Raw genomic sequence first — 24,303 nt, forward strand, 5'->3', positions numbered from 1 at the left:
AGTTTCGAGCGAAGCGAGCGCCGGTTCGCATGAAGAAAACGCGATGAAATAGAGAATTGGAGCGTTTCCCCGATTCCACAAAAAACGGAAACGCCCTGGCGACGAGAAAATGAGAGGCGCCGAGCATGCCGCTACACCTCTCTGTCGAGATGCCGGCCAGCTTCGCCGCGGCACCGCGAGCACGGGCGCGGCCGGATTGGGGCGATCGCTATCTCGGGCTGCTCTGCTTCGTGCTGGCGGGCTACGCGATCTTCGGCAAGGGCTTCGCCTATGTCGGCGTGCCGCCGCTGTTCATCGGCGAGATCACGCTCGTGCTCGGCGTGCTCGCCTTGATGGCATCGCGCAGCTGGATCGCCATGCTGATGACGGTACCGAGCCTCGCGCTCCTCGCCTTCATGGGATGGGTCGCGGTGCGGACCGTGCCGGGCATCCCGGTCCACGGCTTCGATGCGCTGCGCGACAGCGTCATCGCGCTCTATGGCACCTTCGCCTTCATCATCGTCGCACTGTTGCTGCAGAAGCCGGCGCGGCTCGGCCGGCTGCTCGGCACCTATAGCCGGTTCGCCTTGCTCTACGGGCTTTCCGGCGCGGCCCTAGCCTACACCACCAGCTCGCTCTCGCATCTGCTGGCCTGGCCGTTCTCCGGCGTGCCGGTAGTCTATGTCCGCATGGGCGAGGCGGCGGTGCATCTGTGCGGCGCGACCGTTTTCGTGCTGCTGGGCTTACGTCGCGTTCCCTGGCCCTGGCTCGTTGCCGTGCTCGTCGGCTTCCTGATGATCGCGATCAGCCGCGGGGCGATGCTCGCCTTCCTGCTACCGGTGCTTCTCGCGGCCGTGCTCGGCGGTCAGGTGCGAAAGCTCATACCGATCGCGGCAGGAGGCGGCGCGGTGTTCGCGATCGTCCTGATGTTCGGCCTGCAGGTGGAGCTCGAAAGCGGGCGGGTGATCGGCCCGACCCAGCTGATCAACAATGTCGAGAGCATCATCGGGCGCAGCGAGGCCTCCAATCTCGACGGTACCAAGACCTGGCGCCTGCGCTGGTGGCAGGCGATCCAGGACTACACGCTGCGCGGCCCATATTTCTGGACGGGCAAGGGCTTCGGCGTGAATCTCGCCGAGGATGACGGCTATGTCGTCGGAGCGGAGGGGGGCGGTGCTCCAGTCCGGGCCCCGCACAACGTCCATCTCGGCATTCTGGCAAGGGCCGGAGTGCCCGGCCTCGGCCTCTGGATCGTGCTGCTGCTGTGCTGGTTCGGCATGCTCGTGCGCAGCCATCTCGCCGCGTTGCGCCATGGCGACGAGCGAGCTGCCAAACTGTTCATCTGGATCGGCTGCTACGGCCTGTCGATGCTGATCAACGCCTCCTTCGATGTCGCACTCGAAGGACCGATGCTGGGAATCTGGTTCTGGTCGATCATCGGGCTCGGCATCGGCAGTTCGATGCTGCAGGATTTCGCGCAGCGCCGGAGGCCGGCATGGCCGCCGAGCACCTGAAGGCCGCGGCAGCAGGCATGCTGCTGCTCACCGCCGCCCCGGCAAGCGCGGCGGTTCCGGCGGCCCCTGAACCGCGGCCCGCCTCCGCCTGCCCGGCCGGCGCAACTCGCATCACGAGCGAGCACTCGCTCTCGCAGGCCGTCGCGACGGCACCGAACGGCACCACCTTCTGCATCGAGGCCGGACTGCACCGGCTGCAATCGGCCCAGCCGAAGCGCGGCCAGCGCTTCTTCGGCGAACCGGGCGCCATTCTCAGCGGTGCCGCGATCCTCGCTGGCTTTCGCGCCGTTGACGGCGTCTGGGGCGCCGCCGGGATCGCTGCGCCCGGCCCGGCCAACGGGGTCTGCAAGACCGGCTACGAAGCCTGCCAGTGGCCGGAAGCCCTTTTTCTCGACGGCAAGCCATTGCAGGCGGTCGCCGACCGCGCGCAATTGCGGCCCGGCCGCTTCTTCCATGACCGGCTGCGCAACGAATTCCTGATTGCCGAAGCTCCCGAAGGGCGCCTGGTCGAGGTCGCGCGCGCCCGCTATGCCCTGTTCGGCGCCGCCGCCGACGTCACGGTCCAGGGGCTGGTCTTCGAGAAATACGCCAACCCGCCCCAGGAAGGCGCAGTCCGTGGCGACGGCCCGAACTGGCGGATCGAGGATTGCGACTTCAGGCTGAACAGCGGGGCCGGCGTCTCGGTCGGCCCTAACGGACAGGTCCTGCGCAGCAGGATCCACGACAACGGCCAGATCGGCGCCACGGCCGACGGCACCGACATCCTGTTCGAAGGCAACGAGATCTTCGGCAACAACCGTTCCGGCTTCGATCCGAGCTGGGATGCGGGCGGCATCAAGGTCACGGTCAGCCAGAACGTCATCTTCCGGAACAACAACGTGCACCATAATGACGGGCCGGGTCTGTGGTGCGACGAAAGCTGCGTGAACACCACCTTCGAGGGCAACCGCGTCGCCTATAACAGCTCGGCCGGGATCTTCTTCGAGCTCTCCTCGAAGGCCGTCATCCGCAACAATGTGCTCTGGCAGAACAATCAGGCCGGCGCATCCTGGTACTGGGGCGCCGAAATCCAGATCGCGGCCTCGGAACAGGCGCTGGTCCACGACAATGTGCTGGTCGTCCGCGAATCCGGTCGCGCGATCATGCTGATCGACCAGAACCGCTGGAAGGTGGGCGGCGGCTTCTACAAGACACGCGACAATCGCGTCACCGACAACGAGATCACCTTCATGGGCCGCGGCTCGGCCGGCGGCGTCTCGGTCTCCGACCCGAGCGCGGAGAATTTCGCGATCATCGAACGCGGCGGCAACCTGTTCGACGGCAACCGCTACCGGACCATCACCGGCGCACCGGCACCGCGCTTCGTCTGGGGAACGGTGGAGATGGATTTTGCGAACTTCCGCGCCCGCGGCCAGGAAAAGCAGGGTAGCCTGACGGCCGGTGCCAGCGTTCCGCACTGACCCCCTTCTTCGCTTCAGCCCGGCTTCTTGGGGATCGGCGCCGGCGCGGCGGCCGCGCCGTGCGGCAGGATCCGGAAACTGCGCAGGCGCCCGCCCGGCCGCAGCCAGCGATCCAGCGGCTTCTCGAGCGCAAGGTAGAAGGCCACGCCGATCGCGAGCGCCAGCGCCACCCCGACCAGCCGCACGACAACATCATAGCTCGCCGGCACGCCGAGGCCGCCGAGCAGCTTGCCGCCGGCCGAGAGCACGAACCAGTGCGAGAGATAGATGCTGAAGGAGGCTTCGCCGAGCAGCACCATGCTGCGCCCGAGCCGGCTGTCCTTCTGCAGTGCCTGCCGGCACAGGATGAAGCCGGCGAAAACGAGGCCGGCGGCGGCGATGCGCCAGAGCGGCATCAGCTTGCCCGAAGGCGCCTCCCAGACGGCCCAGAGCAGGATCAGAGCCGGCGGCAGCACTTGCAGGGCGAGGTCGGCGGCCCGGCGTCCCTCCAGTTCGCGCACCAGCCAACCGAGGGCGAAGGCCAGCATGAAGGGGTTGAAGACATGCGTCAGGAAAGCGGCGCCGAGCGTGCTCGCACCGGGGACAGGCCCGGCCGGCGAGCCGAGCGCCAGACCGACGGCACCGAGCGCCGTCAGCAGCCAGGCAAGGCCGATCCGCGCACCACGCCCCGAGCCGACGGTCGCCAGCATCAGCGCCACGCCGAGATAGAACAGGATTTCGTGCTCGAGCGTCCAGCCGACGCCGAGGATCGGAAAGCCCTGCTGCGGCAGGATCAGGAAGGACTTCGCCATGCTGATCGGATCGGGGCTGAAACCCATCAGATGCCAGGCCGGCTTGATCAGATAGACGAGGACCACGAGGCTAGTGAAGAACCAGTACATCGGTATCAGCCGCAGGACGCGCGCCGCGAAAAAGGCGCCGCCCGTGTCCTTCTCACCGACCCGCATGGCGATGACATAGCCGGAGACGATGAAGAAGAGCTCGACGCCGAGCGCCGAGAAGGGCTGATACCAGGACCGGGCGATCGCCAGATTCGAGAAATGCTTGGTCAGCAGGTCGGAATGACAGAGCACGACCTCGCCGGCGGCGAAGGCGCGCAACCACTGCAGCTCCAGACGTCGAGACGCTTGCACCGTTCCGCCCCTCACCGGCTCAGCCTGGCCGCGGCCGGAGGCCCCGGCTTCCATCGCCTTTCGGAAACGCGGCGCATCGAAGCCGACGTCCCGGCCCTGCCTTCCGAGCGGTCATCTCGATCGGTTCTCCGCATCGCCTTTCTCTCCGCTTCCGGCGAGCCTGCCCGGCTCGGTCCTCTGCCGAGGGCTCTAGCGCGCCCCACGCGACGTCAGCACCGCCGGGAAGGTCTCGAGCAGGATGTAGATGTCGAGCCAGAGCGACCAGTTGCGGATGTAGAAGAGATCCTCCTCCTGCTGCACCTCAAGGTCGCCGCCGCTGCGCGAGCTGACCTGCCACAGGCCGGTCAGGCCGGGCGGCACGCTGACCCGTATCGACTGGAAGCCGGGGTCGAAGCTCGCCATGTGGTAGTCCGGGAACGGTCGCGGGCCGACCAGGCTCATGCCGCCGCAGACGATGTTCCAGAGTTGCGGCAGCTCATCGAGGCTGGAACGGCGCAGGAAATGGCCGATCACCGGCAGGATCCGCGGATCGTCCTTGAGTTTGAAGAAGCGCTCCCATTCGGCGCGCGCCTGCGGATTACGTTCCAGATGCTCCTGGAGCCGGCTTTCGGCGTCGGCATACATGGTGCGCAGCTTGAGGACGTTGAGCTCACGACCGTCGCGCCCGACGCGGCGCTGCCGATAGAAGGCATGGCCGGGATCGGCGATCTTCACCGCCAGAGCGAGCATCAGGATCAAGGGGGAGGCCAGCAGCAGCAGGGGCACGGTGACCATGAGATCGATCCAGCGCTTGATCGCGAGATGCCCCGGCTGGAACAGGTCGAAGCGCACCTCGAGGCCGAGCGCCCCGCCGAGATTGCGCGTGTGCATGCCGACATTCGGCAACCCATCGGCATTCTCGGCGACGACGACATGCGGCGCCCGGACATCCGACAGCGTGATCCCCGGCCAGCCCTCGCCCGGCAGCAGGGCCGCCGCCGCGACGATGACGACCTCGGCCTGTTCCGAGAGCCTGGCCAGATCCGCCGAGCCGCCCAGCATCGGAACCGGCCCGGCCTCGGCGCTTTCCAGATCCGGCCGGTCGCCGATCAGGCCGATCGGGCGCAGCCCCAGCTTCGGATCGCGCAGCAGCCGCCTTGCCATCGCGTTGCAGAGCTCGGGCGGGCCGACAAGGATGGTCGGTGCGCCCCAGATCCCGGCCCGCGTCAGCAGATACCGGACCAGCCCTTCCGTGTAATGGCCGATGACGAACAGCGCGCTCCCAAGCAGGAGGATCGCCGCCAGGCTCTCCGGCCCCTGCCAGGCGGCGAACGCCAGCACCGCCATCACCGAGAGCATCAGCGCCGCCTGCGCGCGCAACCGCAGGCGGTCTATCGGGCAGGGCCCCCAGCAACCATAGATCCCGAACGAGGCATGCAAAGGCACCACGAGCGCGATCCCGGCCAGACCGGCTTCGAGGGCATCATGAAGCGCTGCCGGCGCGATCTGCATCGTCAGCGCGACCGCAAGCCCGGCGGCCAGGAGATCGCCGGTCACGAGCGCCGTCACCACGGCGATACGGCGGCGCGACCAGGCACCGCCCCGCCGCACCGATCGCGGGACCGACGGAACGCGCGTGGCGCTCAGTTTCGGCGAGGCAACCGAGGATATGGCCAGAGGCATGACGCGCACCCTCCCCCTTCCCAGCAATGACGCGCCGTTGCGGCGCTATTCGGCCGCCTGCACCTGCGGGGCTTCGGCCTTCCGGGCCAGCATCTCGGCGATCCAGCGATAGGTGGGCTTCAGCCCGTCCTTCAGCAGGATGCCGGGTTCCCAGCCGAGCACCTCGCGCAGGCGGGAATTGTCGCTGTTGCGCCCGCGGACACCCTGCGGGCGCGAGCGGTCATGCTGCTTGACGATGCGCTTGCCGGCGATCCCGGCCACCATGTCGACGAGCTGGTCGACGGAGACCAGTTCATCGGTGCCGAGATTCAGCGGCCGGTCGTAGTCCGAGCGCATGATGCGGAAGATGCCCTCGACGCAGTCGTCGACATGCATGAAGGAGCGCGTCTGCTGGCCGTCGCCCCAGATTTCGATCGCGGCGCCATCGGCCGCGAGCGCAACCTTCCGGCAGATCGCCGCCGGCGCCTTTTCGCGACCACCATCATAGGTACCGAGCGGCCCGTAGACATTGTGGAAGCGGACAGTGCGGGTCGGGAAGCCCCAGTCCTCCGTAAAGTACTGGCACATTTTCTCCATATAGAGCTTCTCGAGCCCGTAGCCCTCCTCCGGATCGGCCGGGAAGGCATCGTCCTCGCGCAGTGGCGTCACATCGGGCTTGTGCTGCAGATATTGCGGATAGATGCAGGCCGAGGAGGAGAACAGGAAGCGCTTCACCTCGGCTTCCCGCGCCGATTTCACCATGTTCACGTTGATCAGCGTGTTGTGCAGCGTGATCGCGGCATGGGACGAGGTGATGTAGCCGATCCCGCCCATATCGGCGGCGAGATGATAGACCTCGTCGACCCCTGCGACCGCCTTCTCGCAATTGCCGGGAAGCCGCAGATCGAGCAGCGCGAACTCATGTGCCTTGCTCGCCTCGTATTCCGGCGCCTTGATGTCGACCCCGCGTACCTTGTGGCCGTGAGCCACCAGATACGAGACGAGATGATGGCCGATGAAGCCGCCGGCGCCGGTGACCAGTGCGATCTTGTCAGGCATGTCGCTCTCCAGCTCTGCATTGGAGGATTGGATACGGGTTCAGCCGGTGATCAGGCGGCGCAGGCGCCGCCGCGTGCCCAGCCAGAAGGTCGTCGCCGAACGCCGGACGAGGTCTCCGCCGACCGCCGCGAGAAAGCCCGGCACGATGCGCAGATAGCGGCGGCCGAGGCGGCGCGGCTCCTGGCAGAGTCGGAACAGCCATTCGAGTCCGTTGCGCTGCATCCAGAGCGGGGCCTGGGCCTTGCGACCGGCCAGGAAATCGAAGGCGGCGCCGACGCCGATCAGCACCGGTGCGTCGAGGCGCGCGCCATGGCTCGCCATCCAGTATTCCTGCTTCGGCGTGCTGAGGCCGACCCAGACGATGTCGGGCTTGGCCGCATTGATCTGGGCCACGACATCGTCGTCCTCGTCGCTGGTCAGCGGGCGGAAGGGCGGGCACAGCGTCCCGGCGACGACGAGGCCGGGGCAATCGCGCTTGAGCGCCGCGGCGAGCTGATCGGCGACGCCCTTGTCGCCGCCATAATAGAATTGCCGGTAGCCCCGCTGGGCCGAAAGGGCGCTGAGCGCCCGCATCAGATCCGGCCCATAAACCCGCCGGGTATCGGCATGACCGAGCAGGCGCGAGACCCAGACCAGGGGCATGCCGTCCGGCGTCGCCATGCCGGCCTGGTTGTGGATCGCCCGCAGGACCGGGTCGCGTCGGCTCTCCATGACGCCATGCGCGCCGGTGATGCAGACATAATGGTGCTTGCCGGCCGCGATCCAGGACTCGATCGTGTCGAGCGCCCTGGGCAGGTCGATGGCGGCGACACGGACACCGAGAATCTCGACGCGTGGCAGCGGCGGGCGGGAGATCGGCGTGTTCATGCCACCACCTTCAGCTCCAGCGATTGCGGGGGAGCCGGGGCCTTGGCCAGGAGCTCGTCGAAATAGGCGATGGTGCGGGACAGGCCTTCCCGCAGCTCGACCCGCGGCTTCCAATGCAGCAACTCGGAGGCGCGCCCGATATCGGGGCAACGCTGCCGGGGATCATCGGCCGGCAGCGGGCGGAAATCGAGCGCCGAGCGCGAGCCGATCAGTTCGATGATGGTTTCGGCGAGCTCGCGCACGCTGATCTCATGCGGATTGCCGAGATTGACCGGTCCGATCACGTCGCCATCGACGTTCATGAGCCGGATCAGCCCGTCGACGAGGTCGTCGACATAGCAGAAGGAGCGCGTCTGGCTGCCGTCGCCATAGAGCGTGATCGGCTCGTTGCGCAGCGCCTGCACGATGAAGTTCGAGACTACCCGACCATCCTTCGGATGCATGCGCGGGCCATAGGTATTGAAGATCCGGGCCACCCGGATACCGAGGCCGTGCTGGCGCTGATAATCGTAGAACAAGGTCTCGGCGCAGCGCTTCCCTTCATCATAGCAGGCGCGCGGACCGTTGATGTTGACCAGGCCGCGATAGTCCTCGCGCTGCGGATGGACCTCGGGATCGCCATAGACCTCACTGGTCGAAGCCTGGAGAATGCGGCAACGCAGCCGCTTGGCGAGGCCGAGCATGTTGATCGCGCCCATGACACTCGTCTTCGTCGTCTGCACGGGGTCATGCTGGTAGTGGATCGGCGAAGCAGGACAGGCGAGATTGTAAATCTCGTCGACTTCGACATAGAGCGGAAACGTTATGTCATGACGATGAACATCAAAATTCTTGTCAGAAAGAATATCAGATATATTTCCGCGATTGCCCGTGAAATAATTATCAACACAGACAACCTCATTTCCTTGGGCTAATAATTTCCTGCAAAGATGCGATCCCAGGAAACCAGCTCCTCCAGAAACCATAACCCGTTTCATTCTACTCTCCGGATTATTTATGTTGGCGGGATATCCATCCAAAGAAAGATAATGTCGTGAATATCTCTCTATAAATTTCGGAAATAAGCCCTCTCGATTTCGTATTTAAAATTAATTTTTACTTCGCATAACCAATTGTTAAGTATTTATAATTTCGAAATCAGACAATTGCTATTTCGGGGCATGCTCAATCAGCCACGCCCATCTTGCAGAGGTACTCCGTCGCACCGCCCCTGACGCGGCAGCCCTTTGGAGGGAGGTGCCGTCGCCGGGTTCCGGCATCCCGGCCCCGCCAATGCCCTGACCATGCGACATGAAATGACCACGACCACCGCCAAACAACGCAATATTTCCAAAGCCTTGGAGCCAACCTGTCGAGGGGTAGCCCTTTCGCGCCCGGCTCGTCGCCCTAATGCGCCCGATCGAAACCGGCGCGGTGCTCTAGCGTGTCCTCACAAACCCGCCTCGCCAGACCGATGACGGATGGCCCGGAGGCCGGGTTCGGAGACATCCAGGAAGGTTCCACGCAATGCCCGCTCGCCAGACATCCGAACCGCAGGCCCTGACGCCGTCTCCGGCGCGGGCAGTGCGGGCCCCGGCCGCAACGGTGAGATTGTCCTGGCTGGCCGGGCTCTGCGTGCTCGCTCTCCCGCTCCTCCCAGCCGCGGCGGCCGAGCAGAACGCCTATCGCGTCGCCCCGGGCGACCGCATCGGCATCACCGTCTTCGGCCAGGCCGACATGTCCGGCGATACGATGATCGATTCCAGCTACAGCATAGCCGTGCCGCTGGTCGGGTCCGTATCGGTGCGCGGCCTCACCCTCAGGGAGATCGAACAGCGCGTCGCCAAGAGCCTCGCGGACGGCTATCTGCAGAATCCGGTCGTGTCCGTGCGGCTCACCGAGCCGCGCCCGATCTATGTCGTCGGCGATGTCCGCACAGCCGGCGTTTATCCCTACCGCCACGGCGTTTCTGTGCTCGGCGCGGTCGCGCTGGCCGGGGGGTTCGGCGTTCCCGAGGAACAGGTGCGCGCCGCGCTGCGCACCGACTTCGTCCAGGCCGATGAACGGGTCCGCGCCCTGGAGACGACCAGGCTGACGCTGACGGCCCGGCGCATCCGGCTCGAGGCGCAGCGTGACGGGCGCAGCCCCGATTTCAGCAGCCTCGCGGCCGGGCGCGGCTCCGAAGAATTCGTGACGCAGCTCAAGGCCAGCGAGACCGAGCTGCACAATTTCCAGACCTCCGCCCTGCAGCAGCAGATCGAGATGCTGCAGCAGCAGGAGCCGAAGCTCCAGGACAATAAGCGCTTCGTGCAAGACCAGCTCAATGCCGAGAAGCGCCAGCTCGAACTGATCCAGCAGCATCTCGTCGACTACAACGCCCTGCTCAGCTCGGGTCTGGCGCGGCGCTATACCGGGATCGAATTGCAGCGCGAGGAAGCGCGCAATCGCGGCAACATTGCCCGTTTCAATGCCGACATCTCGTCGAACGGACTCGCCCTCGGCGAACTCAGCCTGCGGATCCGGGAAGCACGCGAGGCCTTCCAGCGCCGTGTCTGGAGCGAGATGCAGGACGTCGTGCAGCGCCTCGCCGAGACCGATGCGGCACTGCCCGCCGCGCGGCTGACGCGTGAGCTCAGGCTGCGCCAGGTCGGTCTCGCCGAAGAAACCGCCGGGCCGCCGAAGCGCTCCCTGTTCGTGACACGCCAGACCGAACAACGCAGCGAGACTTTCCCGGTCGTCGAAGGCGCCCTGCTCGAACCCGGGGACATCCTGCGCGTCGAGCGGCAGCGCCCGCCCGAGCCCGACCTGCCCCCGACCGCCGCCGCCATGCGCTGACCCGGCCTTTCCCCGCCCTTGAAACTGGAGCGAGACATGAGCTGCCCAATCCGGCCCCTGATCATGTGTGGTGGCGCGGGGACGCGCCTTTGGCCGATGTCGCGCGAATCCTTCCCGAAGCAGTTCGCGCTGCGCGTCGGTGGCTATTCGATCTTCCAGCAGACGGTGCTGCGGGTCACGGGGCCGGAATTCGGCCGGCCCGTGATCATCACCAACCAGACCTATCGCTTCATCGCCGAGCAGCAGCTCGCCGAAATCGATGTTCTGGCCGACTTCGTGCTCGAGCCCGCCCGCCGCGACACGGCGCCGGCGATCATCGCCGCGGCGACCCTGGCTGGGCAAAGCGACCCCGATGTGCCGCTGTTGATACTCGCCTCGGATCATCAGGTCCGTGACGGCGAGGCCTTCCGCACCGCCGTTCTCGCCGGCCTGCCGGCGCTGGCGGCCGGCTGGCTGGTGACCTTCGGGATCCTGCCGACCGATCCCGCTACGGGCTATGGCTATATCGAGCCCGGCGAGACGCTGCCCAGCGGCGCTCGAACCGTCAGGCGCTTCATCGAGAAGCCCGATGCCGAGCGGGCCAGGCGCTATGTCCTCGACGGGATGCTGTGGAACTCCGGCAACTTCATGGCCAGCGCGCGCACCCTGATCGAGGAGTATGCGCTGCACCAGCCCGCCAGCGCTGCCGCCGTGGCACGAGCCGCCGAGCAGGCCACCGTCTCGCCCGGCGTCTTCGCGCTCGAGGCAAAATCCTATGGCGAAGCCGAACAGCTCTCGATCGACTATGCGGTGATGGAGCGGACGGCGCGCGCGGTCGTGGTGCCGCTCGCCTGCGGCTGGTCGGATGTCGGCAATTGGGACCTGCTCTGGGCCGTCAGTGACCAGGACGGGGCCGGCAATGTCAGCCGGGGCGAAGTCGTCCTCTCCGACGCCCATGGCTGCTATGTCTCGAGTGACGGGCCGCTGACCTCGGTGCACGGCGTCGAGGATCTGATCGTCATCGTCAACAAGGACGCGATCCTCGTGACCGACCGCCACCGCAGCGGCGAGGTCAAGCAGATCGTCGAAGGCCTGCGCCAGACCGGGCGGCAGGAGGCCGACACCCATTGCAAGGTCTATCGCCCCTGGGGCTGGTACCAGGTCACCGATTGCGGCGACGATTTTCAGGTCAAGCGTATCGTCGTCCATCCGAAGGGCCGGCTCTCGCTGCAGAGGCATGGGCATCGCGCCGAACACTGGGTGGTGGTCCGCGGCACCGCCCAGGTCACGGTCGGCGAAGAGGTCCGGCTGCTGACGCCGAACCAGCACGCCCATATCCCGCTCGGCGCCATCCACCGGCTCGAGAACCCCGGCAACACACCGGTCGAGCTCGTCGAGGTGCAGTGCGGCGACTACCTCGGTGAGGACGACATCGTCCGCATCGAGGACATTTATCAGCGAGTCTGACGATGGGCTCGCCGCGCCCCTTTGCCGGCAACCCATCGCCACGGTGCGGGCCCTGGGCCTTCGGCCCGGTCCGCACCATCCCGGCCGGGAGCACGCCGCTTTCGACGATCCCCGCCCCGAGCAACCCCGGCAAGCCCAGCGCTTCGCCACAGAAGGCCGCGTTAAGGTCATGAACTGGGCGTTCCAGAATCCGATCCGGCTGGAAGAAGGCGCTCCACGGCATTTCGAGCATGTCGGCTACGAGGCCGGCCTCGCGCTGTGGCGCCGCCGCCGGATGATCATCGGGCTGATCGCGCTGGCGCTGCTCGCTGCCACGGCCTTCCTTTTGACGAGCGAGAAGCGCTATGCCGCGACCTCCCTCGTCCAGATCGATTTCAGCCGCGATGATCCGACCGGCCGTCGCACCGCCGGCCTGCCGCTCGATGCGAGCGCCCTCGTCGAGACCGAATCTCGCTTCGTCCGCTCCCGCACGATTACCCGCCAGGTCGCCGAACAGCTCGCCGCCGAGGCCGCCGCCAAGCCCGCTGCACGGCTGGGAGCGCCCGTCCCCGATCCGGAGCAACTCGAGTCGCAGATCGAGCAGCTGGCGCGCAATCTCACGGTCCGGAACGACAGCCGCTCCTATCTGATCGAGATCGGCTACACTGCCAATACGCCGGCCAAGGCCGCCGAGATCGCCAACCGATTCGCCGATACCTATCTCGCCAATCGCGGCGAAACGAGTTCCGCTTCGGCCCGCCGGGCCGCCGAATGGTATGCCGACCAGATCGAGGTCACGCGCAAGAGCCTCGAACAGGCCGAGCGCGCTGCCGCCGACTACCGCCGCAGCTCCGGCATCGTCGAGACCACTGCGGAAGGCGCGGTGCTGCTGCAGCAGCGGCTGCGCGAGATTTCGAGCCAGGTCAGCGCCGCCACGCTCGCGCGGGTGAACGAGGAATCGCGGCTCGAGCGCGCCAAGCTGGCGGCCGCCGAAGGCAACATCCCGCCCGACATCGCGGCACTGCCTCAGATTCAGCGGCTGATCGAAAGCCGGGAGACGGCGCGCCGGCAAGCCAGCACGCAGGCCGCCGCAACCGGCGAGCGCCATCCTTCGGTGATCCAGGCCCGCGCTTTGCAGCAAGAGGCGGAGGCGCGCCTGCAGAACGAGGTCGCGAATGCGCTGGCTGCGATCACTGAGGACGTGAAGAGCGCACGCCGTGTCGAGGAAGAGCTGGAAACCGGCGTCGGCAAGGCGAAATCGAGCCTGATCGATGCGCGGGCGAGAGAAGCGGAGCTGCGGACCCTGCAGAGCCGGGCCGATGCGCTGCGCGAGCGCCTCAAGGTCTTGAACGAGGGTCATATGCAGGCCCGCGCCCTGTCCGAGCTGAAGCCGGTCGTGGCGCAGATCATGGCGGCGGCGGAACCAAGCCGGGCCCCGGCCGGCCCGAAGAAGGGGCTGACCCTGGCGCTCTCCGGGCTCGGCGCCGCCGTGTTCGGCGGGCTCCTCACCTTCCTGCTCGAACGCCGGGATGTCGGCTTCCGTAAGGAAGAGGAGGTGCTGGCCGCCACGGGCAGCCCCTGCATCGGCCTGCTGCCGGCGCTGCAGCCAGGCGATGCCCGGGTCAACGCCGCCACCCAGCGCGAAATCCTGCGCGCGATCATCGCCACCCACCGTCTCGCGGAATCCGGGCCGGCCAAAGTCCTGCTGATGACCTCGGCCCTCCCCGAGCAGGGCAAGTCGCAGGCGCTCGAGGCTCTCGCCCATTGCCTCGTCGAGATGGGACGTCGCGTTCTCGTCGTCGACGCTTCTCCGCGCAGCGAGCTCGACGGCACCGGGAAGGCGGCGCTCGAGGACATCGTCGCCGGCAGCGCCGCGCGCAAGCGGGCGCTCGAAAGCGGCCGGCAATGGAGCCCGGCGGACATGCCGCTGCGCAATCCGCTGCTGCGGCGAAGGGCACCGCTGGCGGCCAGCGAAGCGCGCCAGCTCTCGGTGGTGCACCGTCGCGGCGGCCTTTCCGACAGCGCCTCCGCCTTCACGCCGGCGACGCTCGCGGATCTGGTCATGGAGGCGCGCTCGTCCTTCGACGTCGTGCTGATCGAAGCACCGCCGGTCCTGCTGGCCGCGGATGCGCTGATCCTCGCCCATTTCGCCGACATCGTCCTGCACGCGGCGCGCTGGCAGGACACGCCGAAAGCCACCGTCGCCGCGGCGGTGAAACGGCTCTGCGACGGCGGCATGAGGGTCCACGGCGTGCTTCTGACCCAGGTGGACGTCGAGCGCTATGCGAGCTTCCAGAGCTTCCGCGCCCCGTCCTCCGCCTACAGGATTCGCAAATATTACGCCGATTTCGACTGAATGCCGGGGAGGTGACCTTGGGCCTGCGCGATCGCATCATCATCACAGGCGGCAACGGCTATGTCGGCCGCCAGCTGACCCGCCAGCTCTACGAGCAGCACGATGTCTGCGTCGTCGACAATCTCCGCTATGGCGAGCTCCGCTTCACGCCGGCCGATCTCGAACGCATCCGCTTCGAGCGCCTCGACATCACCGACGAGTTGGCGATGGCGCGGCTCGTCCGGGAGTTCCGGCCGGATGTCATCGTCCATCTGGCCGCGATCCACTACATCCCCGAATGCGAGAACGATCCGGCACTGGCGCTGCGGACCAACCTGCTCGGCCTGGTCAGCGTCCTGCTCGCGGCACAAAGCGGCACGCGCTTCGTCTTCGCGAGCAGCGGCGCGGTCTACAAGCCCGACCTCGCCCCGCATTGCGAGATGTCGGCGGCGCTCGAGCCGAACGACATCTATGGCATGAGCAAGCTGCATGGCGAGCAATATGTCCGCTATCTCGCGCAGCAGCGCTCGCTCTCCGCGGTCATCGTCCGCCTGTTCAACGTGGTCGGCCCCGGCGAGACCAATCCGCATCTCCTGCCCGAGATCGTCGCGCAGTTGAAGGCCGGCCATCGCGTGGTCCGGCTCGGCAATCTCTGGCCGAAGCGCGACTACATCCATGTCGAGGATGCGGCGCGCGGCTTCGCCACGATCGCGACCGCCAGGCGGTTGCAAACGGAAAGCACGGTCACGGTGAATCTCGGCTCCTCGCAGCCCTATTCGGTCGAGGAGGTCCTGCACAAGCTGCGCGCCATTGCCGACATCGAATTCGAGCTGGAGCAGGATGGCAGCCGGATCAGGCCGGTCGACCGCCCCTTCCTGGCCGCCGACACCACCCAGATCCGCCGACGCTTCGGCTGGGTCCCGGCCTTCACCATCGACGACGCGCTGCGCGACCTCTGGCGCGCACCGGACCTCGCCCGTGCGCTGGTGGAGAAATATCAATGATGAAGGTCCTCGCCGCGATCGTGGCTCCGCCGCATCTCAGCGTCAGCGGCGCCGGCCGGGCCGCCGAGCAGCTCAGCGCCGCGCTTTCGCGGCATTGCGACATCACCGTCGCCAGCATGATGGGCGCGCAGCTGCGCGAGGCGGATGCCGGCGGCCTGCGGCGCGCGCCGGTCAAAGTCGGGTTGCCTCAGCCGCTGCCCTGGGACCGGGTCCCGAACCGCTACCGCACCTTGTTCTACCGCTCCGACATCCCGGAGATGCTGCACACGGGCGGCTTCGACCTGGTGCATCTGCACAATCCGATGCCGGCGCTGGAAATGGCCCGGATCGCCCGGGCCTGCCGGGCGGCCGGCGTGCCCTATGTCGTATCGACGCATGGCTTCAACGAGATCGCCAACGGAACGCGGATCTACGGCTTCGGCCCGCTGCGCCGTCTGGCCTGGCGGACCCTGGTGACAGGCCCGGTGCAGCAGACGGTGCGCGGAGCCGCGGCCGTCCTCGGCCTGTCGCCTGCGGATCGCGAAATCGTTGCGGCGATGGGCTTTGCCGGCAGCTTCGCCCTGGTTCCCAACGGCGTGCCGCTGCCCGGTCCGGCCGATAGCGGCGAAGACACCGCCATCTGCCGCAGGCTCGGCGTGCCGGCCCGGCGCCCTGGCGAGCTCACCGCCATGTTCCTGGCGAACCACACGCCGAACAAGGGCCTTCCGATCCTGCTCGAGGCCTTCAGTGGACTGAATTGCCCGTACACCCTGATCGTCGGCGGCGAGACGCGCCCCGAGATCGACTACAGCCTCGCCAACCGCAAGCGGCGCTCCGATCAGCGCATCATCGTCACCGGACGCGTCTCGGATCGCGAAGTCGAGGCCCTGTTCCGCCGTTCCGACCTCTTCGTCTTCCCGACCCTGGCCGACACCTTCCCGCTCGTCGTCCTGGAAGCGATGTCCCATGGGCTGCCGGTGCTGGCTTCCCGCGTCGGCGGCATCCCGCACCAGCTCGACCAGGGCAGCGGCCAATTGGTCGAGCCGGGCGATGTCGGCGGGCTGCGCGAGACGATCAGCGCGCTGGCGGCGCAGCCTGAGCGGCTGCGGAGCATGGGGCAGCAGGCCAAGGCGCGTGTCGCCCGGCACTTTACCTGGGACAATGCAGCCGAGCGGGCCTTCGCCGAATATGAAAAGGCGCTCGCAGCGCCCTCGCAGGCCCGCGCCTCTGCCGTCTCCGCCCACTGCCTACCCCATACGGTTCAGCGAGGAACACGAGCATGAGCTCCGCCACCCCCAAGCGTCTCGCGATCATCGGCTGCGGAGCGGTCGTCGACCATCACATCCTGCCTGCACTGCGTCGGCTCGGCTGGCTGCCCTCGGTGCTGATCGACCGCTCGCCCGAGCGCGTGGCCCTGCTTGCCGGCAAGCTCGGCCGGCACGGCCGCGATGTCGTCCGCGCCGCCGACTGGCGTGAGGCCGCCGACAAGTTCGATGCCGCCATCGTCGCCGTGCCGCACGTCTTCCATGGCCCGATCGGAACCGAGCTGCTCAAGGCCGGCAAGCATCTGTTCATGGAGAAGCCGCTGGCCGTGACCTCGGAGCAGTGCCAGACGATGATCGGCGAGGCCGAGACCCGCGGGCTCAGCCTCAGGGTTGGTCTGCTGCGGCGCTATCTGCTCGGCGCGCGCTGGCTCAAGGCGCTGATCGAATCCGGCTCGCTCGGCACGATCCGCAGCTTCAGCATTCGCGAGGGCTTCGTCTTCAACTGGGCGACCAGCTCCGATGCGCTGCTCCGGCGCGAACTCGCCGCCGGCGGCGTGCTGATGGATACCGGTGCACACACGCTCGACCTGCTGCTCTGGTGGCTCGGCGACGTCGCCTCGCTGCGCTACCGCGACGATGCCGCACAAGGGGTGGAGGCCGACTGCCTGCTCGAATGCAGGATGGCTTCGGGCGCGACGGGAACGGTCGAGCTCAGCCGCACCCGCGATCTGCGCGACACGATCCAGATCCAGGGCAGCGCCGGTTTCGTCGAGGTCCACCTCTCCAAGAACATCGTCCTCGACGGCTCACCCAACGCGCTCGCCTTCCGCCATGAAGGGCGGGCGGCGGCCGACCTGCCGCTGCAGCTTTTCCCCGAACTGTTCGATTCCGAGCTGCGCGATTTCGCCCGGAGCGTCGCGGGCGAGGTCACTGCCGGCATTCCCGGCAGCGAAGGCGCCCGCTCCGTCGCGCTGATCGAGCGCTGCTACGCCAATCGCGAACCGCTGACGCTCGGCTGGCGCAGCGACGCGGTCGATGGCGACGCGGACGACATGCCCCGCCTGCCCGCCGGCAGCACGGCGCTGCTCACCGGCGCGGCTGGCTTCATCGGTGGCAGGCTCGCCGAGCGGCTGGTCGAGCAGGGCGTCAAGGTGCGCTGCCTCGTGCGCAGCTTCGGCCAGGCGACACGCCTCGCCCGGCTGCCGGTCGAGATCGTCAACGGCAGGCTCGGCGAAGCCGGCCCCGCCTCCCGCGCCTTCGACGGGGTCGATTACGTCTTTCACTGCGCCTATGACCACCGCTCCCGCAAGGCCAATCTCGACGGGCTCGAACAATTGCTGGCGGGCGCCGCCAGGCAGAAGGTCAAGGGCTTCGTCTATCTCAGCAGCTTCTCGGTCTACGAGCCGTTTCCGGACGGCAAGCTGACCGAGGAGACCCGCGATGGCGACGTCTCCTGGCCCTATGCCCGCAACAAGCTCGACCTCGAGGCCCGCACGCTGAAGGCCGCCCGCGAGGAGGGCGTGCCGGCCTCGATCATCCAGCCGGCCGTGGTCTACGGCCCATTCTCCAAGCCCTGGGCGGATGCCCCGGCCCAGATGCTGATCACCGGCGACGTCATCCTGCCCGATGCCGGGGACGGCGTCTGCAATGCCGTCTTCATCGAGGACCTGATCGACGCGATGCTGCTCGCCGCGCTGCGCCCCGCGGCAGTCGGGGAGCGCTTCATCATCTCCGGCCCGGAACCGGTGAGCTGGGGCAAGTTCTTCGGCGCCATCGCGCAGGCCATCCAGGTGCCACCGCCGGTCTATTGGCCCAGCGCCCGAATTCGCGGCGAGAACAGCGGCCTCATGCGCGACATCAAGGCGGTGCTCGCCAACCCGAAGCGCCTGGTCCAGATCATCGTCCGCTGGCCGCCAGCGCGCCAGGCGCTGCAGGCCGGCTACGATGCCTTGCCGCCCGGTCTGCACAAGCTGGTGACCAAGGCCTATTTCGGCGGCGGCGGCGGCCGACGCTTCGGGCTCCGTCACCTGCCCGATCCGCGCGCGCTCGCCCTCTATGAATCCCAGGCCTATGCCAGCAACGACAAGGCGGCGCGCCTGCTAGGCTACCGACCGCGTCATGGTTTTGCCGAAGGCATGGCGGTCACCGGCGCCTATCTGCGCTGGGCCTATAGCGATCTTTGCCGGGCGGGCGAGGCCGCCCGGGCCTCGACCCATGCCGCGCCGGAAGCTCCCGCAACGCTAGCCAAAGCGAGTTGAGCCTTGCTGCGCCATGCCTCCTGGACCTTGATCGATCAGGGCGTCGTCAGCCTCGGCGCCTTCCTGCTCAACATCGTGCTGGCGCGCCATATGGCGCCGGTCGAATACGGCATCTTCGCGCTGATCTTCGGCATCCTGCTGATGATCCAGCTCTCGATCAGCTCGGTGATCTTCTATCCGATGTCGATCCGGATCGCGCGACTGCCCGAGGAGGAGCGCCCGGCGCTCGCCGGGCGCAGTCTTGCCTTGCTGCCGCTGCTCCTGCTGCCGGCAGCAGCGCTGCTCGCCCTTGGGCTCGTCGTCATGGCACGGTCCGACCTCGCCTTGCCCGTGGCGCTCCATCTCACCGTCTGGCAGGGACAGGAAGCGCTGCGACGCGTCCTGTTCGCCGAGTTCCGCCATCGCGACGCGCTCGTCGGCGACAGCATCGCCTATCTTGGCGCGCCACTCGCCGTACTGATCCTGCTGCAACGGGGCACGCTGACGCTGCCTGGCGTCTTCTTCTGCATGGCGGCCGCATCGGGCGTGGCGCTCCTGGTCTCCTCCCGCCTCGTGCACGCCGAGCGGCCAGCCGCCAGGACGCTGCGCCCGACCTTCAGCGAGTTCTGGTCGCTCGGGCGCTGGTCGCTCGCCAACAACTTCGTCGGCGCCCTGCGGATCCAGATCCTGCTTTGGGGACTGACCGCGATGTTCGGCGCCGCGGCGACAGCGGCCTTCCAGGCGGCGCTCAATGTCGTGAACCTCGCCAACCCGATCCTGCTCGGCCTGTGCAACGTCATCCCGCAGGCGGCGGCGCGCAAATCCCGCGAAGGCTACCGGGCCGCCTGGAAGGCAGCGCGGGACTATGCCCTGATCGGCACATTACCCTTGCTGCCCTGCTATGCGGTGCTGCTCGCGGCACCGGACCTTGTGCTCCTGCTGCTGTATGGCGCGGATTCCAGCTATCTCGGGCTCGCCCTGCCGATCCGGATTCTCGCGATCAGCTGGCTGCTCGGCTACTCCGCCGACATGATCTGCTCCTTCATGCATGGCGTCGACGCTGCTCGGCTGGCCCTGCTCGTCAGCGCTGCCGGCACGCTGGCGGCCGCCGCGCTGTTCCTGCCGCTGGTCCAGCCATACGGGCTGATCGGCGCCTGCATCACGTTCGGCGGCTCGAATCTGGTGCGGCTGCTGAGCGCGCACTGGTTCCTGACGAGGATGATTGCCCATGGTCGACCTTCTGCTGCCTGAGACCGCTCGCTCCGCGCCTCCGCGCGCCAGCCTCGACATCCGCCATGTCGTGATCGACGACGCCGGCCCGCACCCTTCCGCCGCCAACGGCGTCCACCATGTCGTGCGCAGGATGGCGCGCGAGCAGATCGCCGCCGGCGACGATGCCAGGATCCTGTTCCTGCGCAGCCATGACCAGGACGGCGGCGGAGAGGCCGTCGATCTGCCGACCCTGATCCTGCCTCTCGACGGCAGGCAGCTGGCCGGAAGGGTCTATGATCTCGCCGAGCCGATCATCGCGGCGATGACGGCAGGAGCCGGACCGAACACGGTGTTCCATATCCACACCGCCCGGCAATTGCTGCTGCCGTCGCTGGCACGGGCGCTCGCCCGACGCGGCCTCCCCTTCGGCGTCACCGTGCATGGCCGGTATTCGCATGTATTCGCCCCGCGAGGCCGTGTCGCGAGCTGGCGAACCGCGGCCTATCTGCGCCTCTTCGAGTGCCGGGCGCTGGAGCTGGCGCGTTTCGTCCAGGCGGTCTCCGTCGCCGAGGCGCGCATCATCAGCCGGCTCGCCCCCGATGCGAATGTCCAGATCGTCCCGAACGCGGCCTATTCCAGCGTCTTCGACGGGGTTCCGCGGCGTCCCAGCCGTCATGTCAGCTTTGCGGAGTTCCCGATCTTCGGTTTCTGCGGCCGCTACGAGATCGTGCACAAGGGCCTCGATCTCCTGGTCGAAGGTTTCGCGATTTATCGCAGGCAGGGCGGCGGCGGGCGCCTGGTTCTGATCGGCACCGGGCCGGCGCGAGACATTCTGGCCGCGATGGCCGCCACGCTCGGCATAACCGATGCGATCGATATCCAGGGCCCATGCTTCGGCGAGGAGAAGCATAGGAAGATGTCGGACTGGCACTTCTTCGTACAGCCTTCGCGCTTCGACGGCGTGCCGATCGCGGCGCTGGAGGCCGCACTCGCGGGGCTTCCACTGGTGGTTTCGCAGGAAACCGGGCTCGCAGAACAGGTGGCGAGCGCCAATGCCGGCCTCGTCATGCGCGATCTGACGGCAGACGCGGTCGCGGAAGCTTTTCACAAGGCGGCGCTGTCCTCCGAGGAGGGCTGGCGGAGCATGATGCTGGAAGCACATGCGATGGCGACCGAAATCGGAGACTGGACGCCGATCGTCGCGGAACTTCGCAAGCTTTACCTGGCTGGATGAGCCTCACATCGCGGCTCGAGAGCGAGCCTCAAGACGCGGCGGCGATGATCGACTCGCTGCCATACCCGATGCCGCTGAGCTCGGCGGCCGGCGCCGGTTCCAGATGGCTGACCGCCCAGATCGCGGCCTGCGTCCGGTTCTGGACCCGGATCTTACGCAAGATCGCCTTGATATGGACCTTCACCGTCGCTTCGCCGATCTGCAGACGCCGGGCGATGACCTTGTTGGAGTCGCCCTGGATCAGGCATTTGAGAATCTGCATCTCACGCGCGGACAGGCCGCGGCCCGAATTGGAGGGCGGCGGCGAATAGGCAATGACTTCCTTCTCGACGTGAATGTCGACGCCATGCTCCTTGCCGATCTCCTTCAGGACATCCGCAGGAAACAGGCTCTCGCCAAGCATGACCAGCTCAAGAGACTTCACAAGTGTAACGAAATTAATCCGCTTCAGAAGATAAGCTGAAACAGATAGCTTGAAAGCAAGCTGAACCTGCCTCGTATCGTAGTCATCCGACAATATGACGATCTTCGAATCCGAAAACAAATTTCTAAAACTTAGAATACTTCTTTCCATCAAATCGATATCATCATTTACGCATATAATAATCAGAGACAGACCTCTCAGGTCTCGGCATTTATTCGTAAAATCGTCGAAATCACTAGCTGAAGCTACGATATCAAAACCACGATTTCCAAGTATTTCGCGAACACCCTCTGAAAAGAGAGCACACCGGTCGATAAATGCTGTACTCACTCCACTCATAACAAGTCCCCTTATCTATAGCATTTTGGTCTCCAGCAGTATTCATAGTCATCTATCCTACTATATAACTACATCAAGATACTCACCTGGAGGGGGTATGACAAGCTATCCCTAGCCAGAACACGAAATTTTGATTAAAATATTAACCTTTAATCAGCCGCCGTTATTTCAATATGAAACAAGAATCGTACAATTCTATTAAATTCTAACAAATAGAATTGAAGATCAACGAACAATATATCCAATTGAACAAAGATATGATCATCTCTAAAATGGCATTTAAATTAAAATTGATCCTTTGCATGCTATAATGAATTGATATTTTTTTGTAAGAAACTTCATAGTCGACACTATCCAGCCCGCCCCGCAAGCAGTGAGGCTCTTTTCTCGTTACCCCCCTTTTTTGTCCTCCAGCCTCCCTCGAACGGAGTACCTCTCACGAGCCCCGATTATGGCGCGCCGGCCGTCACGTCGCCGGCCATGAAATCGTTCGGCCCCAAGCCCTTCCGCGCCGCCGGCACAGCGTGCTCCCAGACAGCCTCTGCTATCATGGCAGGTATGTGTGCTCCCCAGGTCTTTTCGCAGCGACGGCACCGTGACCGCCAACCGGCAAACGGACGGCACACCACGCCGAAAGCATGCTTCCCCTGTGTCCGGCAAGCGCCTAGCCTCGCAGCAACGAGGCAGGTGACCGGAAAGGCGGCAGGGAATGAGCAAGGGATCCGATCTTCTGGTCGCGGCGCTCGAGAACGAGGGCGTCGACCGCATTTTCGGCGTGCCGGGCGAGGAGAATCTCGACGTCGTCGAATCCTTGCGGACCTCGAAAATCGAACTGGTACTGACCCGTCATGAGCAGGCCGCCGCCTTCATGGCGGCGACACATGGCAGGCTGACCGGAAAACCCGGCGTCTGCATCGCGACGCTCGGCCCCGGCGCACTGAACTTCTCGACCGGTGCGGCCTATGCCCATCTGGGGGCCATGCCGATGATCCTGATCACCGGCCAGAAGGCGATCATGACCGCCAAACAGGCCCGCTTCCAGATCGTCGACGTCGTCGCCTCGATGAAGCCGCTGACCAAGATGACCCGGCAAATCGTCAGCGCCGCGAGCATTCCCTCCGCGGTGCGCGATGCCTTCCGCGTCGCGATGGAGGAGCGGCCGGGACCGGTGCATCTCGAACTGCCCGAGGATATCGCCTCCGAAGAAATCGAAGGCATCCCGCTGATCCCGGTGCACCCGCTGGAACGACCGGTCGCCGATCCCGGGGCGCTCGACCGCGCCGCGGCGATGATCCTCGCCGCCAAGCGCCCGCTCGTGATGATCGGCGCCGCCGGCAACCGCCCGCGCCTGATCGAGGCGCTCTCGGCCTTCGTGCGCCGCGCCCGCCTGCCCTTCTTCAACACCCAGATGGGCAAGGGCGCCGTGACCGGCGGCTCCAATCTCTATATCGGCACGGCGGCCCTCTCGGAGGGCGACTATGTCCACCGTGCCGTCGAGCAGGCCGACCTGATCATCGCGATCGGCCATGACACGGTCGAGAAGCCGCCCTTCCTGATGAAGAGCGCCGGCGGCTCGAAGGTGATCCATATCGGCTACCAGTCAGCCACGGTCGAGCAGGTCTACCATCCCGATGCCGAGGTCATCGGCGATATCGGCGCGACCGTCACCGCCCTCGCCGACAGGCTGGGCGGCAAGCTCGAGGCCGATGCGCATCTGCTGGAGCTGCGCCAGAAGATCCTGGCGCGGATCAACGACCGCGCAGAGGAGGACCGTTTCCCGCCGACGCCGCAGCGCATCGTCCACGACGTCCGCAAGGTGATGCCGGAGGACGGCATCGTCTGCCTCGACAATGGCATGTACAAGATCTGGTTCGCGCGGAACTACCGAACCCATGTCGCGAATACACTGCTGCTCGACAATGCGCTGGCGACGATGGGCGCCGGCCTGCCCTCGGCGATGATGGCGGCGATGCTCAATCCCGGCCGCCGGGTGATGGCAGTCTGCGGCGATGGCGGCTTCATGATGAACTCGCAGGAGATGGAGACCGCCGTTAGGCTCGGCCTAAACCTCGTCGTGGTGATCCTGAACGACAGCGCCTATGGCATGATCCGCTGGAAGCAAGCGGTCGACGGCTTCCCCGACTACGGTATGAGCTTCGGCAACCCCGATTTCGTCCGCTATGCGCAAGCCTATGGCGCCAGGGGCTCGCGCGTCGAGGCGGTCGAGGACCTCGTTCCGACACTGGAGGCGGCCTTCGCCGGCGGCGGCGTCCATCTCGTCGAGGTGCCGATCGACTATTCCGAGAACACGCGAGTGCTGGTCGAGGAACTGCGCAACCGCTCGCCGGATGTGGAGTTGGCTTGAGCCGGAGAAACCCGCAT

17 protein-coding genes are annotated in these 24,303 nt (G+C 66.3%); 11 read left to right on the top strand and 6 right to left on the bottom strand.

Features of this window, described 5'->3' with window-relative positions; genetic code table 11:
- Positions 1–125 precede the first annotated feature (125 nt).
- Complete coding sequence (locus AC3RCC_RS25840; protein WP_291638147.1) at positions 126–1,493, top strand: O-antigen ligase family protein; 1,368 nt, start codon at positions 126–128, stop codon at positions 1,491–1,493.
- Entirely contained in the window at positions 1,475–2,953 is a 1,479-nt protein-coding gene (locus tag AC3RCC_RS25845; protein WP_492257046.1) for a right-handed parallel beta-helix repeat-containing protein, read from the top strand. The genes AC3RCC_RS25840 and AC3RCC_RS25845 overlap by 19 nt, the downstream gene beginning before the upstream one ends.
- Before the next feature lie 14 nt (positions 2,954–2,967).
- Here AC3RCC_RS25845 and AC3RCC_RS25850 read toward each other — a convergent pair whose 3' ends face one another.
- From AC3RCC_RS25850 to AC3RCC_RS25870, 5 genes are all read right to left on the bottom strand, one after another.
- The gene (locus AC3RCC_RS25850; protein ID WP_492257047.1) at positions 2,968–4,053 is read right to left on the bottom strand and encodes an acyltransferase family protein; all 1,086 of its coding nucleotides are present in this window, start codon (positions 4,051–4,053) and stop codon (positions 2,968–2,970) included.
- Between the two features lie 222 nt (positions 4,054–4,275).
- On the bottom strand, positions 4,276–5,748 hold the full coding sequence (locus AC3RCC_RS25855) for an exopolysaccharide biosynthesis polyprenyl glycosylphosphotransferase (protein ID WP_492257048.1): 1,473 nt from the start codon (positions 5,746–5,748) through the stop codon (positions 4,276–4,278).
- Between the two features lie 45 nt (positions 5,749–5,793).
- Positions 5,794–6,786, bottom strand: a complete 993-nt coding sequence (locus AC3RCC_RS25860) for an NAD-dependent epimerase/dehydratase family protein (RefSeq protein ID WP_291638143.1) — start codon at positions 6,784–6,786, stop codon at positions 5,794–5,796.
- A 39-nt stretch (positions 6,787–6,825) separates the two neighbouring features.
- Positions 6,826–7,653 (bottom strand): WecB/TagA/CpsF family glycosyltransferase, encoded by an 828-nt coding sequence (locus AC3RCC_RS25865; protein WP_291638142.1) that lies wholly within the window; start codon positions 7,651–7,653, stop codon positions 6,826–6,828.
- A complete protein-coding gene (locus AC3RCC_RS25870; protein ID WP_291638188.1) occupies positions 7,650–8,630 on the bottom strand; it encodes a UDP-glucuronic acid decarboxylase family protein in 981 nt (326 codons plus the stop codon). Before AC3RCC_RS25870 ends, AC3RCC_RS25865 begins: the two co-directional genes overlap by 4 nt.
- 529 nt (positions 8,631–9,159) lie before the next feature.
- On the opposite strand from AC3RCC_RS25870, the gene AC3RCC_RS25875 reads away from it, so the two are divergent.
- The 8 genes from AC3RCC_RS25875 to AC3RCC_RS25910 all read left to right on the top strand — a co-directional run bounded on the left by AC3RCC_RS25875 (position 9,160) and on the right by AC3RCC_RS25910 (position 21,158).
- The gene (locus tag AC3RCC_RS25875) at positions 9,160–10,467 is read left to right on the top strand and encodes a polysaccharide biosynthesis/export family protein (protein WP_492257049.1); all 1,308 of its coding nucleotides are present in this window, start codon (positions 9,160–9,162) and stop codon (positions 10,465–10,467) included.
- 36 nt (positions 10,468–10,503) lie between these two features.
- Entirely contained in the window at positions 10,504–11,913 is a 1,410-nt protein-coding gene (locus tag AC3RCC_RS25880; protein ID WP_492257050.1) for a mannose-1-phosphate guanylyltransferase/mannose-6-phosphate isomerase, read from the top strand.
- 169 nt (positions 11,914–12,082) lie between these two features.
- On the top strand, positions 12,083–14,248 hold the full coding sequence (locus AC3RCC_RS25885; protein ID WP_492257051.1) for a GumC family protein: 2,166 nt from the start codon (positions 12,083–12,085) through the stop codon (positions 14,246–14,248).
- Between the two features lie 17 nt (positions 14,249–14,265).
- Positions 14,266–15,231 carry an NAD-dependent epimerase/dehydratase family protein gene (locus AC3RCC_RS25890; protein WP_291647631.1) on the top strand — a complete coding sequence of 322 codons (966 nt, stop codon included), beginning with the start codon at positions 14,266–14,268 and terminating at the stop codon, positions 15,229–15,231.
- Entirely contained in the window at positions 15,228–16,493 is a 1,266-nt protein-coding gene (locus AC3RCC_RS25895) for a glycosyltransferase family 4 protein (RefSeq protein ID WP_492257052.1), read from the top strand. Before AC3RCC_RS25890 ends, AC3RCC_RS25895 begins: the two co-directional genes overlap by 4 nt.
- The gene (locus tag AC3RCC_RS25900; RefSeq protein ID WP_492257053.1) at positions 16,490–18,733 is read left to right on the top strand and encodes an NAD-dependent epimerase/dehydratase family protein; all 2,244 of its coding nucleotides are present in this window, start codon (positions 16,490–16,492) and stop codon (positions 18,731–18,733) included. The genes AC3RCC_RS25895 and AC3RCC_RS25900 overlap by 4 nt, the downstream gene beginning before the upstream one ends.
- Positions 18,734–18,736: 3 nt before the next feature.
- Positions 18,737–19,963 carry an MATE family efflux transporter gene (locus AC3RCC_RS25905; RefSeq protein ID WP_291635201.1) on the top strand — a complete coding sequence of 409 codons (1,227 nt, stop codon included), beginning with the start codon at positions 18,737–18,739 and terminating at the stop codon, positions 19,961–19,963.
- Complete coding sequence (locus tag AC3RCC_RS25910; RefSeq protein ID WP_291635200.1) at positions 19,941–21,158, top strand: glycosyltransferase; 1,218 nt, start codon at positions 19,941–19,943, stop codon at positions 21,156–21,158. Before AC3RCC_RS25905 ends, AC3RCC_RS25910 begins: the two co-directional genes overlap by 23 nt.
- 28 nt (positions 21,159–21,186) lie before the next feature.
- On the opposite strand, the gene AC3RCC_RS25915 is transcribed toward AC3RCC_RS25910, so the two are convergent.
- Positions 21,187–21,675, bottom strand: a complete 489-nt coding sequence (locus AC3RCC_RS25915) for a response regulator transcription factor (protein WP_291635197.1) — start codon at positions 21,673–21,675, stop codon at positions 21,187–21,189.
- A gap of 955 nt (positions 21,676–22,630) precedes the next feature.
- Between AC3RCC_RS25915 and AC3RCC_RS25920 the strand changes: the two genes are divergently transcribed.
- Positions 22,631–24,286 (top strand): acetolactate synthase large subunit, encoded by a 1,656-nt coding sequence (locus tag AC3RCC_RS25920; RefSeq protein WP_492257054.1) that lies wholly within the window; start codon positions 22,631–22,633, stop codon positions 24,284–24,286.
- The last annotated feature ends 17 nt before the right edge of the window (positions 24,287–24,303 follow it).

The organism is Allobosea sp. GW823-FHT01F03, assembly GCF_058798075.1.

Bases quoted from the DNA above. Each gene is read 5' to 3' on its own strand.
- AC3RCC_RS25840 (WP_291638147.1), top strand. From the start codon at position 126: ATGCCGCTACACCTCTCTGTCGAGATGCCGGCCAGCTTCGCCGCGGCA.
- AC3RCC_RS25845 (WP_492257046.1), top strand. From the start codon at position 1,475: ATGGCCGCCGAGCACCTGAAGGCCGCGGCAGCAGGCATGCTGCTGCTC.
- AC3RCC_RS25855 (WP_492257048.1), bottom strand. From the start codon at position 5,748: ATGCCTCTGGCCATATCCTCGGTTGCCTCGCCGAAACTGAGCGCCACG.
- AC3RCC_RS25860 (WP_291638143.1), bottom strand. From the start codon at position 6,786: ATGCCTGACAAGATCGCACTGGTCACCGGCGCCGGCGGCTTCATCGGC.
- AC3RCC_RS25865 (WP_291638142.1), bottom strand. From the start codon at position 7,653: ATGAACACGCCGATCTCCCGCCCGCCGCTGCCACGCGTCGAGATTCTC.
- AC3RCC_RS25870 (WP_291638188.1), bottom strand. From the start codon at position 8,630: ATGAAACGGGTTATGGTTTCTGGAGGAGCTGGTTTCCTGGGATCGCAT.
- AC3RCC_RS25875 (WP_492257049.1), top strand. From the start codon at position 9,160: ATGCCCGCTCGCCAGACATCCGAACCGCAGGCCCTGACGCCGTCTCCG.
- AC3RCC_RS25880 (WP_492257050.1), top strand. From the start codon at position 10,504: ATGAGCTGCCCAATCCGGCCCCTGATCATGTGTGGTGGCGCGGGGACG.
- AC3RCC_RS25885 (WP_492257051.1), top strand. From the start codon at position 12,083: ATGAACTGGGCGTTCCAGAATCCGATCCGGCTGGAAGAAGGCGCTCCA.
- AC3RCC_RS25895 (WP_492257052.1), top strand. From the start codon at position 15,228: ATGATGAAGGTCCTCGCCGCGATCGTGGCTCCGCCGCATCTCAGCGTC.
- AC3RCC_RS25900 (WP_492257053.1), top strand. From the start codon at position 16,490: ATGAGCTCCGCCACCCCCAAGCGTCTCGCGATCATCGGCTGCGGAGCG.
- AC3RCC_RS25910 (WP_291635200.1), top strand. From the start codon at position 19,941: ATGGTCGACCTTCTGCTGCCTGAGACCGCTCGCTCCGCGCCTCCGCGC.
- AC3RCC_RS25920 (WP_492257054.1), top strand. From the start codon at position 22,631: ATGAGCAAGGGATCCGATCTTCTGGTCGCGGCGCTCGAGAACGAGGGC.